Origin of the sequence: Brevundimonas kwangchunensis, assembly GCF_039523815.1 — a bacterium.
GTDB lineage: Bacteria > Pseudomonadota > Alphaproteobacteria > Caulobacterales > Caulobacteraceae > Brevundimonas > Brevundimonas kwangchunensis.
Map to the genome: position 1 here is coordinate 677,146 of NZ_BAAAGA010000001.1, position 15,266 is coordinate 692,411.

The 15,266-nt window shown below is 64.7% G+C and carries 14 protein-coding genes; 6 read left to right on the top strand and 8 right to left on the bottom strand.

Annotation, left to right across the window (positions count from 1 at the left end):
* Window positions 1–454 precede the first annotated feature (454 nt).
* On the top strand, window positions 455–793 hold the full coding sequence (locus ABDZ95_RS15335; protein ID WP_425542959.1) for a putative 2OG-Fe(II) oxygenase: 339 nt from the start codon (window positions 455–457) through the stop codon (window positions 791–793).
* Between the two features lie 57 nt (window positions 794–850).
* Here the strand turns inward: ABDZ95_RS15335 and rplS are convergent, their stop codons facing one another.
* The 4 genes from rplS to ABDZ95_RS03280 form a co-directional block, all read right to left on the bottom strand.
* On the bottom strand, window positions 851–1,279 hold the full coding sequence (rplS, locus tag ABDZ95_RS03265) for a 50S ribosomal protein L19 (RefSeq protein WP_343790304.1): 429 nt from the start codon (window positions 1,277–1,279) through the stop codon (window positions 851–853).
* Window positions 1,280–1,342: 63 nt separating this feature from the next.
* Window positions 1,343–2,035: a tRNA (guanosine(37)-N1)-methyltransferase TrmD gene (gene trmD / locus ABDZ95_RS03270; protein WP_343790307.1), complete on the bottom strand. Its 693-nt coding sequence runs from the start codon at window positions 2,033–2,035 to the stop codon at window positions 1,343–1,345.
* 110 nt (window positions 2,036–2,145) lie between these two features.
* Entirely contained in the window at window positions 2,146–3,366 is a 1,221-nt protein-coding gene (locus tag ABDZ95_RS03275) for a BaiN/RdsA family NAD(P)/FAD-dependent oxidoreductase (protein WP_343790309.1), read from the bottom strand.
* A gap of 10 nt (window positions 3,367–3,376) precedes the next feature.
* Complete coding sequence (locus ABDZ95_RS03280) at window positions 3,377–4,057, bottom strand: hypothetical protein (protein ID WP_343790313.1); 681 nt, start codon at window positions 4,055–4,057, stop codon at window positions 3,377–3,379.
* A gap of 300 nt (window positions 4,058–4,357) precedes the next feature.
* On the opposite strand from ABDZ95_RS03280, the gene ABDZ95_RS03285 reads away from it, so the two are divergent.
* Window positions 4,358–4,570, top strand: a complete 213-nt coding sequence (locus tag ABDZ95_RS03285) for a hypothetical protein (RefSeq protein ID WP_343790316.1) — start codon at window positions 4,358–4,360, stop codon at window positions 4,568–4,570.
* The gene (locus ABDZ95_RS03290) at window positions 4,567–4,872 is read left to right on the top strand and encodes a hypothetical protein (RefSeq protein WP_343790319.1); all 306 of its coding nucleotides are present in this window, start codon (window positions 4,567–4,569) and stop codon (window positions 4,870–4,872) included. The genes ABDZ95_RS03285 and ABDZ95_RS03290 overlap by 4 nt, the downstream gene beginning before the upstream one ends.
* A gap of 183 nt (window positions 4,873–5,055) precedes the next feature.
* Here ABDZ95_RS03290 and ABDZ95_RS03295 read toward each other — a convergent pair whose 3' ends face one another.
* On the bottom strand, window positions 5,056–5,229 hold the full coding sequence (locus ABDZ95_RS03295; RefSeq protein ID WP_343790322.1) for a hypothetical protein: 174 nt from the start codon (window positions 5,227–5,229) through the stop codon (window positions 5,056–5,058).
* A gap of 291 nt (window positions 5,230–5,520) precedes the next feature.
* Here ABDZ95_RS03295 and ABDZ95_RS03300 point away from each other — a divergent pair, with 291 nt between their 5' ends.
* Complete coding sequence (locus ABDZ95_RS03300; RefSeq protein WP_343790325.1) at window positions 5,521–9,177, top strand: YobI family P-loop NTPase; 3,657 nt, start codon at window positions 5,521–5,523, stop codon at window positions 9,175–9,177.
* An 85-nt stretch (window positions 9,178–9,262) separates the two neighbouring features.
* Here the strand turns inward: ABDZ95_RS03300 and polA are convergent, their stop codons facing one another.
* Window positions 9,263–12,175 (bottom strand): DNA polymerase I, encoded by a 2,913-nt coding sequence (polA, locus tag ABDZ95_RS03305; RefSeq protein ID WP_343791224.1) that lies wholly within the window; start codon window positions 12,173–12,175, stop codon window positions 9,263–9,265.
* Window positions 12,176–12,267: 92 nt separating this feature from the next.
* Between polA and ABDZ95_RS03310 the strand changes: the two genes are divergently transcribed.
* The gene (locus ABDZ95_RS03310; protein WP_343790328.1) at window positions 12,268–12,897 is read left to right on the top strand and encodes a hypothetical protein; all 630 of its coding nucleotides are present in this window, start codon (window positions 12,268–12,270) and stop codon (window positions 12,895–12,897) included.
* Window positions 12,898–12,900: 3 nt separating this feature from the next.
* Here the strand turns inward: ABDZ95_RS03310 and ABDZ95_RS03315 are convergent, their stop codons facing one another.
* Both ABDZ95_RS03315 and ABDZ95_RS03320 read right to left on the bottom strand, forming a co-directional pair.
* Window positions 12,901–13,356: a hypothetical protein gene (locus ABDZ95_RS03315; protein ID WP_343790330.1), complete on the bottom strand. Its 456-nt coding sequence runs from the start codon at window positions 13,354–13,356 to the stop codon at window positions 12,901–12,903.
* A 14-nt stretch (window positions 13,357–13,370) separates the two neighbouring features.
* Window positions 13,371–15,029: a thiamine pyrophosphate-binding protein gene (locus ABDZ95_RS03320; protein ID WP_343790333.1), complete on the bottom strand. Its 1,659-nt coding sequence runs from the start codon at window positions 15,027–15,029 to the stop codon at window positions 13,371–13,373.
* Window positions 15,030–15,127: 98 nt separating this feature from the next.
* Between ABDZ95_RS03320 and ABDZ95_RS03325 the strand changes: the two genes are divergently transcribed.
* Window positions 15,128–15,265: an entericidin A/B family lipoprotein gene (locus ABDZ95_RS03325; protein ID WP_343790336.1), complete on the top strand. Its 138-nt coding sequence runs from the start codon at window positions 15,128–15,130 to the stop codon at window positions 15,263–15,265.
* The last annotated feature ends 1 nt before the right edge of the window (window position 15,266 follow it).

Consider the following 15,266-nt stretch of genomic DNA (forward strand, 5'->3'; position numbering starts at 1 on the left):
CGCCGCCCTCGAACCGCATCAGCCCCGGGCCCGTCAGGCGCACTGGACCGCGCGGCTGGCGCACGGCCAGGCGCAGGGCGTGCTCGACGACGTTGAGACATGGCTGGCGACCCACCCCCACGATCAGGTCGCGCTGGGCCTCCGCTCCGCCGCCCGACGAATGGCCGGTCATCCGTCGGCGGTGAAGTCATCCGACTACGACCGCATGGTCCGGACCTACGACCTTGCTCCACCCCCTGGCTGGTCGGACCGGACCGTCTGGCTGAGCGACCTCGCCGCCGCCCTTCACCGCCTGCACAGCTTTCAGGCCGAGCCCTTCGGCCAGTCGGTTCGCGCGGGCATCCAGTCCCGCACCGACCCCCGCTGGGTCGGCGATCCGGTCATCGACGCGACCTTCGAGCGGATTCGCGAGGCGATCGCCGACTATGTGGCCCGCATCGATCCGGCCGGGCCGATGGGCGCCGCCAACACGGGCGCGGCGACGATCTCGGGGGCGTGGTCCGTGCTGCTGAACGCCGGCGGCTGGCACAGCGATCATGTGCATCCGCAGGGCTGGATCTCGTCGGCCTTCTACGTCGCCGTGCCCGATTCCACGCCCGCCGAGCCCGTCGGCGGCTGGCTTCGTTTCGGCGCGACGCAGCTGGGGCCGAACATCGAACTGCCGGCCGAGCACCGGATCGAGCCGCAGCCCGGCCGGCTGGCCCTGTTCCCGGCCTTCTTCTGGCACGGCACCGAGCCGTTCAGCGGCGACGGGGAGCGGCTGACCCTGGCCTTCGACGCCATTCCGGCATGAAAAAAGGCCCCGGCGTTTCCACCGGGGCCTTTTGTCATTCGCAGAGCGAAAAGCGTCTTACGCTTCGGTCTCGGCAGCCGGAGTTTCGGCCTTGCCGGTTTCCGGCACGGCCACCTTCGGCGCGCGGGCGGTCTGCTTCTCGGCGATACGGGCCGACTTACCGCGACGGTCGCGCAGGTAGTACAGCTTGGCGCGACGAACGACGCCGCGACGCTTCACCTCGATGCTCTCGATGTTCGGGGACAGGATCGGGAACACGCGTTCCACGCCCTCGCCGAACGAAATCTTGCGGACGGTGAAGTTCTCGTTCACGCCACCGCCGGCGCGGGCGATGCAGACGCCCTCAAAGGCCTGGATGCGCTCGCGCTCACCTTCCTTGATGCGCACGTTGACGCGCAGGGTGTCGCCCGGCTGGAAGTCCGGAATGGCGCGCGTCTCGACCAGACGGGCCTTTTCCTCGGCAGCGATCTGCTGAAGGATGTTCATGTCTCTTCTCCTCGGGCTTTTGCGCCCTTTAGCTGTGAGTTGGCGGGGCGAACCCCGCGGTGGTCAGTCCTTCGCGGTGCGGGCGGCCCAGAGGTCGGGTCGCCGTTCCCGCGTCGCAGTCTCCCGCTGCTCCTGACGCCATTGAGCGACCTTTTTATGGTCGCCCGACAACAGGACCTCCGGGATCTCCAGCCCCTCGAACGTCCGCGGTCGCGTGTACTGCGGATGCTCCAGAAGCCCGTCCTCGAAGCTTTCGGACGACAGGCTTTCGCCTGAGCCGAGCACGCCGGGGACCAATCTTACGCACGCCTCGATCGCGACCATCGCCGCCGCCTCGCCGCCGGCGAGAACCGCGTCTCCGACCGAGACCTCCTCGAACCCGCGCGCGTCCAGCACGCGCTGATCCACCCCTTCGAAACGGCCGCACAGCACGACGATCCCGTCGGCCTTCGCCCATTCCTTCACGCGCGCCTGGGTCAGGGGCCGACCCCGGGCGCTCATGTACAAAAGCGGCCGCTGCGGTCCGGACAGGCTATCGAGCGCCCGGGCCACCACGTCCGCTTTGAGCACGGCTCCCGGGCCGCCACCCGCGGGGGTGTCGTCCAGGAAGCCGCGCCTATCGTCGGAGAACGCCCGGATGTCAAGCGCTTCAAGGCTCCACAGGCCACGCTCGCGCCACGCGGTGCCGATCAGCGACACGCCGAGCGGCCCCGGAAACGCTTCCGGAAACATGGTGAGGACGGTGGCGGTGAACATGGGGCGGCTCCATACACCAACCGCGCTCAGGCAGCGAGCCGCCGCGCGACGAGCGCTAGCGCCAGAAATGCGCTCAAGCAGCGAGCGACCGCGTCGCGAGCGTTAGCGCCCTAACAATGCTGCCCCGCCGCCCAGCCCGACGACCACGCCCACTGGAAATTATACCCGCCCAGCCAGCCGGTGATGTCGACGGCCTCGCCGATGACGTACAGCCCCGGCACGGCCTTCGCGGCCATCGTCTGCTGGTCCAGCTCGGCCGTCGCCACCCCGCCCAGGGTCACCTCGGCGGTGCGATAGCCCTCCGAGCCCACCGGCTTGACGGTCCAGCCGTTCACCGCCTCGTCCAGCCGGCGCAGCACCTTGTCGCCCACCTCGGCCAGCTTGCCCTTCACCCCCTCGCGCTCACAGACGCTCTCGGCCAGCCGGCGCGGCACGATGTGCGACAGGGCCGTGTGCACCATCTGCTTGCCGTTCTCCTCCTTGGCCGCCTTCAGCTTCGCATAGACATCCTCGCCCGGCGCCATCCGCGCCGTGATCGCCTCGCCCTCGCGCCAGTAGGAGCTGATCTGCAGGATCGACGGCCCGGACAGTCCCCGGTGCGTAAAGAGCATGCCTTCTGCGAAGGCCGTCTCTTCGTTGGGCCTACCGCGCTCCGCGCTACTTGAGGCCCGGTGGGAGATCACCGCCTCCACCGACAGTCCCGACAGCGGCGCCAGCTTCTCCAGCAGCCCCGGCTCGAACGTCAGCGGAACCAGCCCCGGCCGCGTCTCGGTGACCCTCAGCCCGAACGTCCGCGCCGTCTCCCAGGCCCAGCCCGTCGCCCCCATCTTCGGGATCGACTTGCCGCCGGTCGCCAGCACCAGCGAAGTCGCCCACACCACCGATCCGTCCGACAGCCGCGCCTCGAACCCGTCGCCCGACCGCTCCACGCCGTCGACCGACAGGCCCAGCGACAGCGTCACGCCCGCCTCGCGCATGTCGTCCGTCAGCATACGGATAATCTGCTTTGCACTGTCGTCACAGAACAGCTGCCCCAGCGTCTTCTCGTGCCAGGCGATGCCCGCCCGATCCACCCGCTTGATGAAGTCCTGCGGCCCGTACCGCTTCAGCGCCGAGGTCGCGAACCGCGGGTTCTCGCCCAGAAACCGCTCGACCCGGTCCCCCTCCAGATTGGTGAAGTTGCACCGCCCGCCGCCCGAGATGCGGATCTTCTCGCCCGGCTTCGAGGCATGGTCGACCACCCGCACCGACCGCCCCCGCCGCCCGGCCTCGATCGCGCACATCATCCCGGCCGCGCCCGCGCCGACGATCAGAACATCGATGATCTTCATGGGGCCTCCTCTACAGAGTTCCGCCCCCTCGGGGGAGGGAGGAATGCCGCCGGTTCCACAACCAGTCCATCCCGCGCGCCATCCGCATCGCCCCGGTCTGCACCCGCATCAGCTCGCGCACGGCGTTCCAGTCCTCGTCCTTGATCGCCGCGATCATCGCCTCGCCGAAGCTCTCGCGCATCCGCAGGGCGTCATACAGGTCGATCTTCACCATCCGCAGGTACAGGTTGACCGGATTGTGGGCCTCTGACCCGCGCGGACGATAGACGGCGGCGCCGGGCCAGTCCGTCTTGCGCATCTTCAGCCTCTTCGCGTTGTGCTGAATCGCCCCCACCGAGACCCCGTACATCCGCGCCAGCTCCGCCGTGCTCACCCCGCCCAGATAGCGCTCCAGACAGTCCTCCCACAGCGCCGGCGTCATCCCGCTGCGGCTCTGGGTGAAGACATGATCCTCGGGCCAGCCGCCGGTCGGCCGCCGCCGCCGGTCCACCGCCCCGACCGTCTGCCCCTTCAGCTTCGCCCGCTTGCGCGCCTGCCAGGCGATGGTCCCCACCGTCACCCCGTACGCCCGCGCCAGCGCCTTGCGAGACACCCCCTCCGCATCCTTGCGAAACAGGTTTTCCCACCGCCGCTCGCTCAGCTTGCTCCGCGCGCCGCACTTTGTCTTCGCTGTCGTCTCGATCTGGTCCATCCGCAGAGTCTAACCCCGCCCGGACCCCTGCTGACCAAAACGCCCTTTCGCCCCGCAAACCCAATGACAGCGGCAAGAGCTCTGCGCTTATCCTCCCCTTCGGGGGTGGAGGAAGGGACGCCGGAGGCGTTCCGACGACCGGACCATCGGCAAAGCCGATGGTGGAGGGGGCCAGCCCCAAGCTCACCCCTCACCTCTCCACCGAAGGTGGGGAGGGGGACCATGCGCAGCATGGTGGAGGGGTTTGCAGACGCACACACCCCTCTTTCACTCCACCCCACACCCCTGCACACTCCTCCGATGACCGACCTGCACGAACCCCGCGGCCCGCGCATCACCCGCACCGAAAAGATCCTCGGCGTCGCGGCCATGGCGCTGTTCGCCGGCGGCATCGTCACCGACATGCTCGAGGGTCCGCAGTGGATCGAGCACGGCCTCTGGATCGCCGGCATCGCCCTGGCCCTTTTGACCAGCTGGCTCGGCGTCCGCGCCCGTCGCCGCCCACGCCCATGAAATACCCCACCACCCCCGACGGCCGTTACTTCCTCGTCCGCGGCCGGCTGTGGCGCACCTCCAACCCGAGCCTGTCGCCCGAGCGTCGCGACGCCCTGGTGCATGAGCTGATGAGCGCCCGCAGCGCCGTCCGCCTCGCCCTGAAGTCCGGCGCCGCCCTCCCCGAGGCCCGCGCCCGCGTCCACGCCGCCAAGCTCGCCCTGGGCGAACGCGGCCCGGTCTGGTGGACCGACGGCAGCCCCGACCTCAACCGCCACCTGGCGAAGAACACCCCCTACGCCGAGTGGGCGGCCAAGTTGTAGTTTTCAGTCGAAGTTGAAGTTGTAATTACAGCTCCATTTCCTCCCATTCTTCCCCCCTTTTGGGGGAGGGGGACCGCCGGCGCAGCCGGTGGTGGAGGGGCGCCAGCCACACGCTCACCCCCAACCCTCACCTCTCCGCGCAGCGGGGAGGGGGACCATGCGAAGCATGGTGGAGGGGTCCCCTCAATCCGGCGTCGGCAAGGCCGACGCCTCCTCCCCGATCAGCCGATCGATCTTCCGATCCGCCTCATCCTTCTCCAGAACCTCGTCGTCCCCCTCCGGCCCGACCGGATCCGGCCACGCGGTATCGTCATCCTCCACCGGCACGGGATCAGGGCTGTTGGTCGCATCCGTCATGTCGCTCTCCTCAAGCAGATGAAGAGACAACCGACCCCGCCAGAGACCCGTTCCCACCCCGGCCGGCGCGCAGCCGCCTTGGACGCTAAGTGGAGATAACGGCTGCAAGAGCAGGGCGTAGATAGCCAAGGTCATCGGCTTTCATGCGCCAAAAGCCGGCATTGGCAGACCACCAGCAACCACACACAATCCGCTCCCCTATTGGTTGTGACGAGTTAGCAGGCGATCGTCCTCTAGTTTCATATTGATCGATGACGAAGCAGCTGGGAAAATAGCTTGTGTGAGGGGTTCATGAAAACTGGGATTGGCTGGCGGATCCGCAAACTTCGGCTGGCGCTCGCGACTTGGCTCGCTGGCTCCATGTCACTCAGGGGAAGTGACTTAGGTCGAGGCATCGACGCCCCGCCAGGTCGCATGGATATGCCCGACGGCAACCGATCCGCCTATGTCGATCTTGCTCCGACAGACCAAGCAGACGAGACCGGCGTCTACTCAAAAGCGCTACTTTACGCGACGAGCAATCCTCGGGTGTCGAACATCGCGCTGACTGGTCCTTATGGCTCAGGCAAAAGCAGCATCATTGAGTCATTCCGAGTGAACTACGGGAAGCCGGTTCTTCAGATATCGCTTGCTGCATTCCTGCCCGAGGCGACGTCAGAGAGCGGTCATGTCAGCAAACAGGAGATCGAAAGAAGCATTCTCCAGCAGATGCTTTACGGCGCTGATGCGAACAAGCTGCCTCTCTCTCGCTTCAAGCGGATCAACACGCCCGGAAAAAGCGCATTAGGCATATCACTCTTCATTCTGGCAGGGATTTTCTCCTGCTGGCAATTATTCTTGAACATTAGCTCAATCTTGAGTGGAGAGTATATTTTTCCAATAACAATCGGAAATTTGCATCACCTAGCTTTTCTATGTGCAGGCCTATCGTTCTTGTGGTTTTCTGTTCATTATTTTTACATCGCAAGCTTTGGCATATCATTAAAAAGTATCTCTTTGAAAGATATAGAGATAACTCCAATTGCCGCCACTCAAGAGTCAATTCTGAACCGTCACTTGGATGAGATTATATATTTCTTCCAGTCCACAAAATATGAATTGGTGATTATAGAAGATCTTGATCGGTTCAATAATACTGAAGTTTTTGTCACCCTTAGGGAGATAAACAGCCTCATAAATGCGAATGTGGGCGTCAAGCGAAAGATACGGTTTCTTTATGCGCTCCGCGATGACATGTTCATCAACACAGACAGAACAAAGTTCTTTGAATTCATTGTACCCGTCATACCGATCATCAACTCTTCGAACTCGATCGATAAGGTTTTAGAGCAGGAAGAACGCCTCACTCTAGCTGAACCTTTAGACCGCCAGTTCCTCAGGGAAGTTTCTCGTTATCTAAATGATCTACGGCTGATCCAGAACATATTCAATGAATACGCCGTTTACATTGCGAGCCTCGAGACAAGCGAAGACAAGGTGCTCGATCCAAACAAGCTTCTTGCGGTTCTTATCTACAAAAATGTCTTCCCTCAGGACTTCGAAAATCTGCACCGTGGGAGAGGCGTCCTCGCCGGAATCCTAAACCGTCACGATGAACTGATCACGCTCGGAGAATCCCAACTCAAGGACGAGATCTCCGATCTCGAAGACCTCTCCGACCGCGCGCAACGACAGGTACCCGCAGATATGCAGGAGCTCGCCCGTCTATATGCGATGAGCCTGATCGAAAAGCTTCCAGCGATGACAACGAGGGTGGGCGTAGACGCGTCGCCTGTGAGCCTGTCGGAACTGTCAAGGCACGATCTCTTCGAGAGCATCATTGAAGCCCAACGCATCTATTATTGGGACGTGCACGGCAACAGGAACAGTGTCGATATTTCCGGTCTTCAAAGCGAGATCGATCCGAGCCGTAGCTACAGAGAGCGCAAGGAAGAGATTCAAGCCAAATCGACCCAAAACAGGGTCCTGAACTCAAAGATAATTCAAGATCTAAGGACCCAGATCTCCAGCTTACGAACCGCCAAATTCAACGAAATTGTCCGGCTCAGCCCATCAGCTTTCGACACCCATTTTGATGAACTCGGCGAGGATAGTCGCCTCGCCAAGTTCTTAGTTTTCGAAGGCTTTCTCGATGACACCTACTATCAGTACACGTCTCTGTTCCACAAAGGCCGCTTATCGCCAAACGACAACAAGTTCCTGATTCAAATTCGCGGCTTCTCCAATCCGGCATCAGACTTCCAAATCGATAACCCCAAAGAAGTCATCGCGGCGATGCGAGAAGATGACTTTGGGCAAGCATACGTCCTCAACGTTAAAATCGTCGACTGCCTCCTCAGCGATCCACCCCTCTATGCGAGTGAAACGACACGAGCAGTCGATTTCATCTCCGGCCATTTCGAGCAGAGCGAAGCGTTCTTGGCGACCTACTATTCGAGCGGCGTCGAAGTCCCGACGCTCCTCGGCAAACTCACGGAGGCGTGGCCGGAGTTCGTCCCAACGGTACTCGTTAGTCCCAACAGCCTGGAGCACGTCGCGAACCTTGTGGCGCGCTTGCCGTCATCGGTCCTTCAAACCATGCCGGATTGGCATCCGACGCTTTCGGAGTATGTGTCCGCCAACCTGCCGTCTATTCTCTCGCTTGGCATTGATGTAGATCCCGACAAGCTCGCGCTTCTCAACATCGAAATCTCCGACCTATCCTCGATAGAGAACTTCCCAGGCGTTGCCCGTTTTCTGTTTGAGATGGGGCTATATAGCCTCACTCCCGCGAACTTGAACTTCGTATTCAGCTCTGTGCTGGGCCTCCACGAGACAGAAGCATTGGCAACTCAAAACTACTCTACGGCGCTCCGTACAGATAGTGATTTACTTCGGTCCAATATCGAGAAACGCTTCGTAGAATACTTCAAAAACGTCCTTCTCAGACTTGACGGCAATTCTGAAGAAGACGTCCCCGCAATCATCGCCGCGATTGCTCACGAGGGGTTAGACGACGACGACATCGCTGCCTTCCTTACGCAGCAGACGGCGCTTCTACCCTCCTTGGCCGGGACACCCGACAGGCTCCACCCACTGATTGTCCAACTCGGTCGGATCGAGCCAGTGTGGGCGAACTGCATCGCCTTCCTTAAGAGCGAGGCGTTCGATGCTGAGATTCTCACCACCTATCTAAATCAGACCGCTACGCTGGACGCACTTGGGAGGCAGCCAGTTCCTGATGGCGAGGTGGCACTGGATCTGCGCAAGTTCCTGATCGAGGACGAAGGCCTCGGCGAGGATGCGTACAGGACCTACATTAAACTACTGCCGAGGAAGTTCCGGACGTTCCCAGAGAATATCAGCGAGCAGAAACTGCGAATTTTGGTCGAAGACGGGGCGGTGTCTCTGTCGCCCGAGGCTTTTGATCGACTGGGCCCGTACGCGGACCTCCAACTCCTCTTCGTCGCAGACCAGATCGATGTGTACCTTGCAGACGCAGGTTCGTATTCGGTCGACGACGATTTCCGAGAGAAATTGCTCGGTTCAAACATTCCAGGAGAACAAAAACTTTCGATTGTCCGGTCAATGGACCTGTCGACGCTTTCTAGCCTGCCGTCGCGTGCGCGCGCCGTCGGCGAAATTATCGCGGCGACCGAGGCAGAAGACGTTCCAATGCTTGATGCGACGGCTGCACAGGCAGTCATTCTGGCAGGTTCGACACCCGCCACCCAAATCGCTTTGTTCAACACGTTCCAAGCGTCGTTCGACAAAGACGTCACTCGTGAGATCCTGTCTCAGCTGCCGAGACCGTTCTCGGAAATCAGCACAGGGCACCACATCCCCATATTGGATATGAACGATCAGAATCTCGAACTGGCGCGATGGCTCAAGGCGAAGGACGTCATCTCGTCTTGGAGCGAAGGGCTGTTCGGGAGATCGATCCGCATCAATCTGTTTCGGCGCTGATTGGGCTCTGGGTGCTCAGGCAGCGAGCGGCCGCGTCGCTTGCGTTATCGCCCTCCAAGAGAAGCATCAGGTCGCGAAGCGCGACCTAGTGCGCCTCATCCCAGTTCCCCGCCGCCCGCGCATCGACCACCAGCGGCACGGTCAGCGCGACGGCCGGTTCCGCCGCCCCCTCCATCACGCGCTTGATCACCGCGATCGCCTGATCGGCCAGACCCTCGGGGGCCTCAAAGACCAGTTCGTCGTGGACCTGCAGCAGCATCTTCACGTCTGCCAGCCCGGCGTCGGCCAGGGCGGCAGGCATGCGGATCATGGCGCGGCGGATGATGTCGGCGGCGGCGCCCTGGATGGGGGCGTTGATGGCGGCGCGTTCGCCGAAGCTGCGCTCGGCGGCCGATTTGGAGTGGATGGCCGGGATGTGGATGCGGCGGCCGAACAGGGTGGAGACCTGGCCGGTCTCGCGCACCTGTGTTTTCGTGGCGTCCATGTATGAGCGGATGCCGGGGAAGCGCTCGAAATAGGTCTTGATGTAGGCGCCGGCCTCGCCCTGGTCGATGCCCAGCTGGTTGGCCAGGCCGAAGGCGCTGATGCCGTAGACGATGCCGAAATTGATGGCCTTGGCCCGGCGGCGGGTCTCGGGGTCCATCTGGTCCAGCGGCACATTGAACATCTCGCTGGCGGTGGCGGCGTGGATGTCCTGCCCGGCCTTGAAGGCGCGTTTCAGCTCGGGGATGTCGCCGATGTGGGCCAGCAGGCGGAGCTCGATCTGGCTGTAGTCGGCGCTGATCAGGACATTGCCCGGGCCGGCGATGAAGGCCTGCCGGATCTGGCGGCCGGTGCCGGTGCGGATCGGGATGTTCTGCAGGTTGGGGTCGCTGGAGGCCAGGCGGCCGGTGGTGGCGGCGGCCAGCTGGTAGGAGGTGTGGACGCGGTCGGTTGTGGGGTCGGCGGCCTCGATCAGGGCGTCCGTGTATGTGCCCTTCAGCTTGGAGAGCTGGCGCCAGTCCAGCAGGACACGCGGCAGCTCGTGGGACTCGGCCAGGGTCTCCAGCGTCGAGGCCTCGGTGCCCCACTGGCCCGAGGCGGTCTTCTTGCCGCCGGGCAGGTTCATCTCGCCGAACAGGATGTCGCCGATCTGGCGGGGGCTGCCGACGTTGAACGGCCGGCCGGCCAGGGCGTGGGCCTTTTCCTCCAGCTCGGCCATGCGCATGCCGAACTCGCTGGAGAGGCGGCGCAGGCGGTCGGGGTCGACGCGGACGCCCTCGCGCTCCATGCCTGCCAGGGTCGCGGGCATGCCGCGCTCCAGGGTCTCGTAGACGGTGACGAGGCCCTGTTCCGCCAGCTGCGACTTCAGGATGCGCCACAGGCGCAGGGTCACGTCGGCGTCCTCGGCCGCATAGGACGTGGCCGGTTTCAGCTCGACGTGTTTGAAGCTCTTCTGGCTCTTGCCCGTGCCCGCCACGGTCTTGAACGGAATCGGCTCGTGCCCCAGATGCAGGCGGGCCAGTTCGTCCATGCCATGCCCGTGCAGCCCGCCCTCCAGGACGTAGCTGATCAGCATGGTGTCGTCGTACGGAGCCACCGTAATGCCCCGTCGGGCCATCACGGCGATGTCGTACTTTCCGTTCTGCATCACTTTCAGAACGGCCGGGTTTTCCAACAAATTACGCAAACGCGACAGAGCGGTCGCCTTGTCGATCTGGGTCAGGGGCTCGCGGGTGTCCGGCTGGTCCCCGAAGTCGAGCCCGCCCCCGCCCGCCGCCGGCTCCCACTCATGGGTCAGGGGCACATAGCAGGCGTCGTTGGGCCCGATCGCCAGGGACACCCCGCACAGCCCGGCATGGGTGGCGCTCAGGGCGTCCGTCTCGGTGTCGAACCCGACCACCCCCGCCTCGGTCGCCCGCGCGATCCACGCGTCCAGCTCCTCCAGCGTCTGCACGCAGACATAGGCCTCGTGGTCGAAGGTCTGGGCCTCCACCGGCGTCGTCGGCCCGGACGGGGCGTAGCGCGGCGTCAGGACCGGGGCGGTAAAGGCCGCCGGCCGCTTGGGTGCAAAGGCCGAGGTCTCGCTGGTCGGCGCCTTGCCGTCCCCGACCCGGTTGCGCAGCGAGCGGAACTCCATCTTCTCCAGGAAGGCGCCCAGCATCTCCGGATCAGGATCGCGCACGGCGAAGTCCTCGATCGGCTCGGGGGCCGGGGCATCGCAGGTCAGCTTCACCAGCTCGCGGCTCAGGCGGATCTGGTCGGCGAAATTGACCAGGGTCTCGCGGCGCTTGGGCTGTTTGATCTCACCGGCCCGCTCAAGCAGCGTGTCCAGATCGCCGTACTCGTCCAGCAACTGGGCCGCCGTCTTGGGGCCGATGCCCGGCGCGCCGGGGACGTTGTCGACGCTGTCGCCGATCAGCGCCTGCAGGTCGATCATCTTCTCCGGCCCGACACCGAACTTCTCGAACACCTCGGGCTCGGCGAGGCGGCGGTCCTTCATCGGGTCCCACATGACCACCGACGGGCCGATCAGCTGCATCAGGTCCTTGTCGCTGGAGACGATGACCGCCTCACCGCCCGCATCCCTCGCGCGGCAGGCATAGGTGGCGATCAGGTCATCGGCCTCGTAGCCGGGCAGCTCGACGCAGTGCACGCCGAACGCCGCCGTCGCCTCGCGAACCAGCGGGAACTGCGGGATCAGGTCCTCGGGCGGCGGCGGCCGGTGCGCCTTGTACTGGTCGTAAAGGGCATTGCGGAACGTCTTCTCGGAGTGGTCGAAGATGGCCACCAGATGGGTCGGCCCGTCAGAGCCTTTCATGTCGCGCAGGAGCTTCCACAGCATGTTGCAATAGCCCTGCACGGCGCCGACCGGCAGGCCGTCCGACTTGCGCGTCAGGGGCGGCAGGGCGTGGTAGGCCCGGAAGATGTAGGCCGAGGCGTCGATCATCCAGAGCCGCACGGCGGGGCCGTCCTGGGTGAGCGGTCGGTCTTGGGTTTCGGGCGCGGCGTCGGTCATGCGGCGAACATAGGCGGCGTGGGTGACCGCGTCACCAGAGGCGTTGACGATCCTGCCGCCTGCGGCCAACCCTGTCCGCACAGGAGATCGTCATGCTGAGCACCCTCGCGTTATCGCTGGCCCTGTCCGGCGCCCCGCAGACAGCAGAGCCCCATCCCCTGCTGCGGCTGAACACGCTCGTTCCGCCGATAACCGACACCCATCGGGAGAACGTCGTCGAGTTCGTCGATCGCGGCGCAACAGACGATCTGGGCTGGACATCGCCGGTGGTGGAGTTGGCGGCCAGGGCCGACATGCGCTGGACTTCGGTGTCGGTTGCATTTGGCTGGACATGGATCAGGGATGACTCGTCCCGACGCCCCGTCTGGTTCGCGCGCCTCCGCGCCAGGCACAATCGAGGGACCATCGAACGCTTCGCCGACTCGCGTGAATGCCCGGCCGTGCAGGAGGCTCTGGACCGCATTGCGGGCCTGCCGACGCTGAGGCCCCGCGTGCCTGCGCTCCCGGACCCGTCAGGACCGGCGTCGGATGTCGATTTCGGCGGCGGCTATCTTCACGACAACACCTATCGTCTGCGGATGCGCGCCCTGTTCGAGGGCGCGAGGTACAGCGACAGGATCGACATCACCGCGAACTCGGGTTCGCCGATCGCCCCACTGACCGGCGAGGTCCTCGCCGCGCTGATGCCCTGCTGGACGGAAACCGCCCCGCCGCGGGAATAGCCCTTACGAAATCCAGGTGTTCCGGCACTGGTCCGCGAGGGTCCAGCCGGCGATGCCGGAGACCACGCGGCACTCCACGCCCATACCCGCCAGCGGTCCGTGCAGGATGCCGGCTTCGATGGTCGCGCCGGCGCCGTCATAGACCGGCTTGCGGAACTGCACCCACTGCACGCGCTCGCCCTGAGCGCGGGGCGCGTCGGGGTCGAAGGTGCGGGGGAAGCTGACGCCGTAACGGCTCCAGTCGCAGCGCGGGGACCAGTCGCCGGCCTCGCTAAATAGCCAAAGAGGCGGCGGCACGTTGTTCGGGCCGAACTGGTAGTGCTCCTTCGCCACCGCCGCGATCACCGCGCAGTCGTTCTGGTTCGTCTCCTGTCCGCCACCGCCGCCCGGACCCGGTTCCGGCGTGCTGGCGCAGGCGGTCAGGACGAGGGCGGAGCAGGCGAGGGCGACGGTGCGCATGGGGGAGCGTCCTGTTACGAGCGCAGGCCGGTGATGGTGCGCAGGGGCGCGATATCCTCGGCCGAGGTGATCAGGTGAACGACCGCGGGCCGTCCGGCGTTCCGGGCGGCCTGAAGCGCCGCCGGGAAGTCCTCGGTCCGCTCGCAGCGGATGCCGAAGGCGCCGAAGGCCTCGGCGTACTTCACGAAATCGGGGTTCTTCAGATCCGTGGCGATGACCCGCTGGGCGCCCGGATAGTGGGTTTCCTGGTGCATGCGGATGGTGCCGTAGGTGCCGTTGTCGACGATCACGACGACGGCGTTGATGCCGTACTGGACCGCCGTGGCGATCTCCTGCCCGGTCATCAGATAGTCGCCGTCGCCGGCGATGCAGATCACGTCCGCATCCGGATGAAGGCTCTTGGCCGCCAGCGCCGCCGGATAACCGTAGCCCATGGCGCCCGAGGTCGGGGCCAGCTGGGTGCGGCAGGCGCGGTGGCGATAGAAGCGATGCAGCCAGGCGGCGAAGTTCCCGGCGCCGTTGGTGACGATGGCGGTCGGCGGCAGGATCTCACCGAGGTGCGCCATGCACTCGCTCATGTTGACCGCGCCGGTCACCGACACGGGCGTCGAGAAGGCCTGATAGTCGGCATGGGCCTGATCGGCCTCGGCCTTCCATTTGCGGCCCGGATCGATCGAGGCGAGGGCCAGCGCCGCCAGCGAGTTGTCGGCCGTGGCGCTCAGCAGCGGAGCCCACACCCGCCCCAGTTCCTCCGCGCCCGGATGAATGTGGATCAGGGTCTCGGCGGTCTTCGTCCGGTCCAGCAGGGTGTAGCCTTGGGTAGGGTTCTCGCCCAGGCGCGCGCCGATGGCGATGATCAGGTCCGCCGCCTTGGCCCGCGCGGTCAGCTTCGGATTGCAGCCGAGACCCAGATCGCCGGCATAGTTCGGACGGTCGTTGGACAGGATGTCCTTGCGGCGGAACGACAGGGAGACCGGCAGGCCGATCCGCTCGGCCCAGTCGCCGATCGCGCCGGCGGCCTCGTCGGTCCAGCCCGAACCGCCCAGCACCAGCAGCGGGCGCTCGGACTTCGACAGGCGCTCGCGCACCTGTTCGACGAAGGCGGCGTCCAGCGCGGCTTTCGCCGGAACCACCGGGCGCACGGGCGCCGGGCCGCCGTCGTCGTGCAGGATGTCCTCGGGTAGAGCCACGACCACCGGCCCCATGCGGCCCTGCAGCGCCGTGGCGAAGGCACGCTCGACCACCTCGACTGTGCGCGACGGGCTCTCCAGCTCGGTCGACCATTTGGCCAGGCCGCCGAACACCTCACGGTAGTCGACCTCCTGGAAGGCGCCGCGACCGCGGTCGGTCAAGGCGATCTGGCCGACGAACAGGATCATCGGCGTGGAATCCTGATGGGCGGTGTGCACCCCGATCGAGGCATGGGTCGCGCCCGGGCCGCGGGTGACCATGCAGACACCCGGCTTGCCCGTCAGCTTGCCGTAGGCCTCGGCCATGTTGGCGGCGCCGGCCTCGTGGCGACAGGCGATGACCTGAATCCGGTCGCGGACATCGGCCAGTGCGTCCAGCACGGCCAGATAGCTTTCGCCGGGAACGCAGAAGACGCGATCGACCCCGTTCATGACGAGGGTTTCGACGAGACGGCGGGCGGCGGTGTTCGCGGGCTGGGTCATGCCAGCGATCTAGCAGATCGTCCCCGATCTTGGCCATGCAACCCACGGCCACGCTTGGCGTTTACGGCGAAGGTTCAACACCAAACGGGGATAGCCCAATGAAAAAGATCATCACGCTCACGCTTGTCGCCGCCGCTCTGGCCGTCTCGGCCTGCAACACCGTCGCCGGCGTCGGCCGCGACGTCTCGGCCGCCGGCAGCGCCGTCACCGGCGCTTCGAACGACGCCCGCCGCTAGG

What these genes read in the sequence shown, in the direction of transcription:
- ABDZ95_RS15335 (WP_425542959.1), top strand. Translation starts at nt 455, where the DNA reads ATGGGCGCCGCCAACACGGGCGCGGCGACGATCTCGGGGGCGTGGTCC.
- rplS (WP_343790304.1), bottom strand. Translation starts at nt 1,279, where the DNA reads ATGAACATCCTTCAGCAGATCGCTGCCGAGGAAAAGGCCCGTCTGGTC.
- trmD (WP_343790307.1), bottom strand. Translation starts at nt 2,035, where the DNA reads ATGTTCACCGCCACCGTCCTCACCATGTTTCCGGAAGCGTTTCCGGGG.
- ABDZ95_RS03275 (WP_343790309.1), bottom strand. Translation starts at nt 3,366, where the DNA reads ATGAAGATCATCGATGTTCTGATCGTCGGCGCGGGCGCGGCCGGGATG.
- ABDZ95_RS03280 (WP_343790313.1), bottom strand. Translation starts at nt 4,057, where the DNA reads ATGGACCAGATCGAGACGACAGCGAAGACAAAGTGCGGCGCGCGGAGC.
- ABDZ95_RS03285 (WP_343790316.1), top strand. Translation starts at nt 4,358, where the DNA reads ATGACCGACCTGCACGAACCCCGCGGCCCGCGCATCACCCGCACCGAA.
- ABDZ95_RS03290 (WP_343790319.1), top strand. Translation starts at nt 4,567, where the DNA reads ATGAAATACCCCACCACCCCCGACGGCCGTTACTTCCTCGTCCGCGGC.
- ABDZ95_RS03295 (WP_343790322.1), bottom strand. Translation starts at nt 5,229, where the DNA reads ATGACGGATGCGACCAACAGCCCTGATCCCGTGCCGGTGGAGGATGAC.
- ABDZ95_RS03300 (WP_343790325.1), top strand. Translation starts at nt 5,521, where the DNA reads ATGAAAACTGGGATTGGCTGGCGGATCCGCAAACTTCGGCTGGCGCTC.
- polA (WP_343791224.1), bottom strand. Translation starts at nt 12,175, where the DNA reads ATGACCGACGCCGCGCCCGAAACCCAAGACCGACCGCTCACCCAGGAC.
- ABDZ95_RS03310 (WP_343790328.1), top strand. Translation starts at nt 12,268, where the DNA reads ATGCTGAGCACCCTCGCGTTATCGCTGGCCCTGTCCGGCGCCCCGCAG.
- ABDZ95_RS03315 (WP_343790330.1), bottom strand. Translation starts at nt 13,356, where the DNA reads ATGCGCACCGTCGCCCTCGCCTGCTCCGCCCTCGTCCTGACCGCCTGC.
- ABDZ95_RS03320 (WP_343790333.1), bottom strand. Translation starts at nt 15,029, where the DNA reads ATGACCCAGCCCGCGAACACCGCCGCCCGCCGTCTCGTCGAAACCCTC.
- ABDZ95_RS03325 (WP_343790336.1), top strand. Translation starts at nt 15,128, where the DNA reads ATGAAAAAGATCATCACGCTCACGCTTGTCGCCGCCGCTCTGGCCGTC.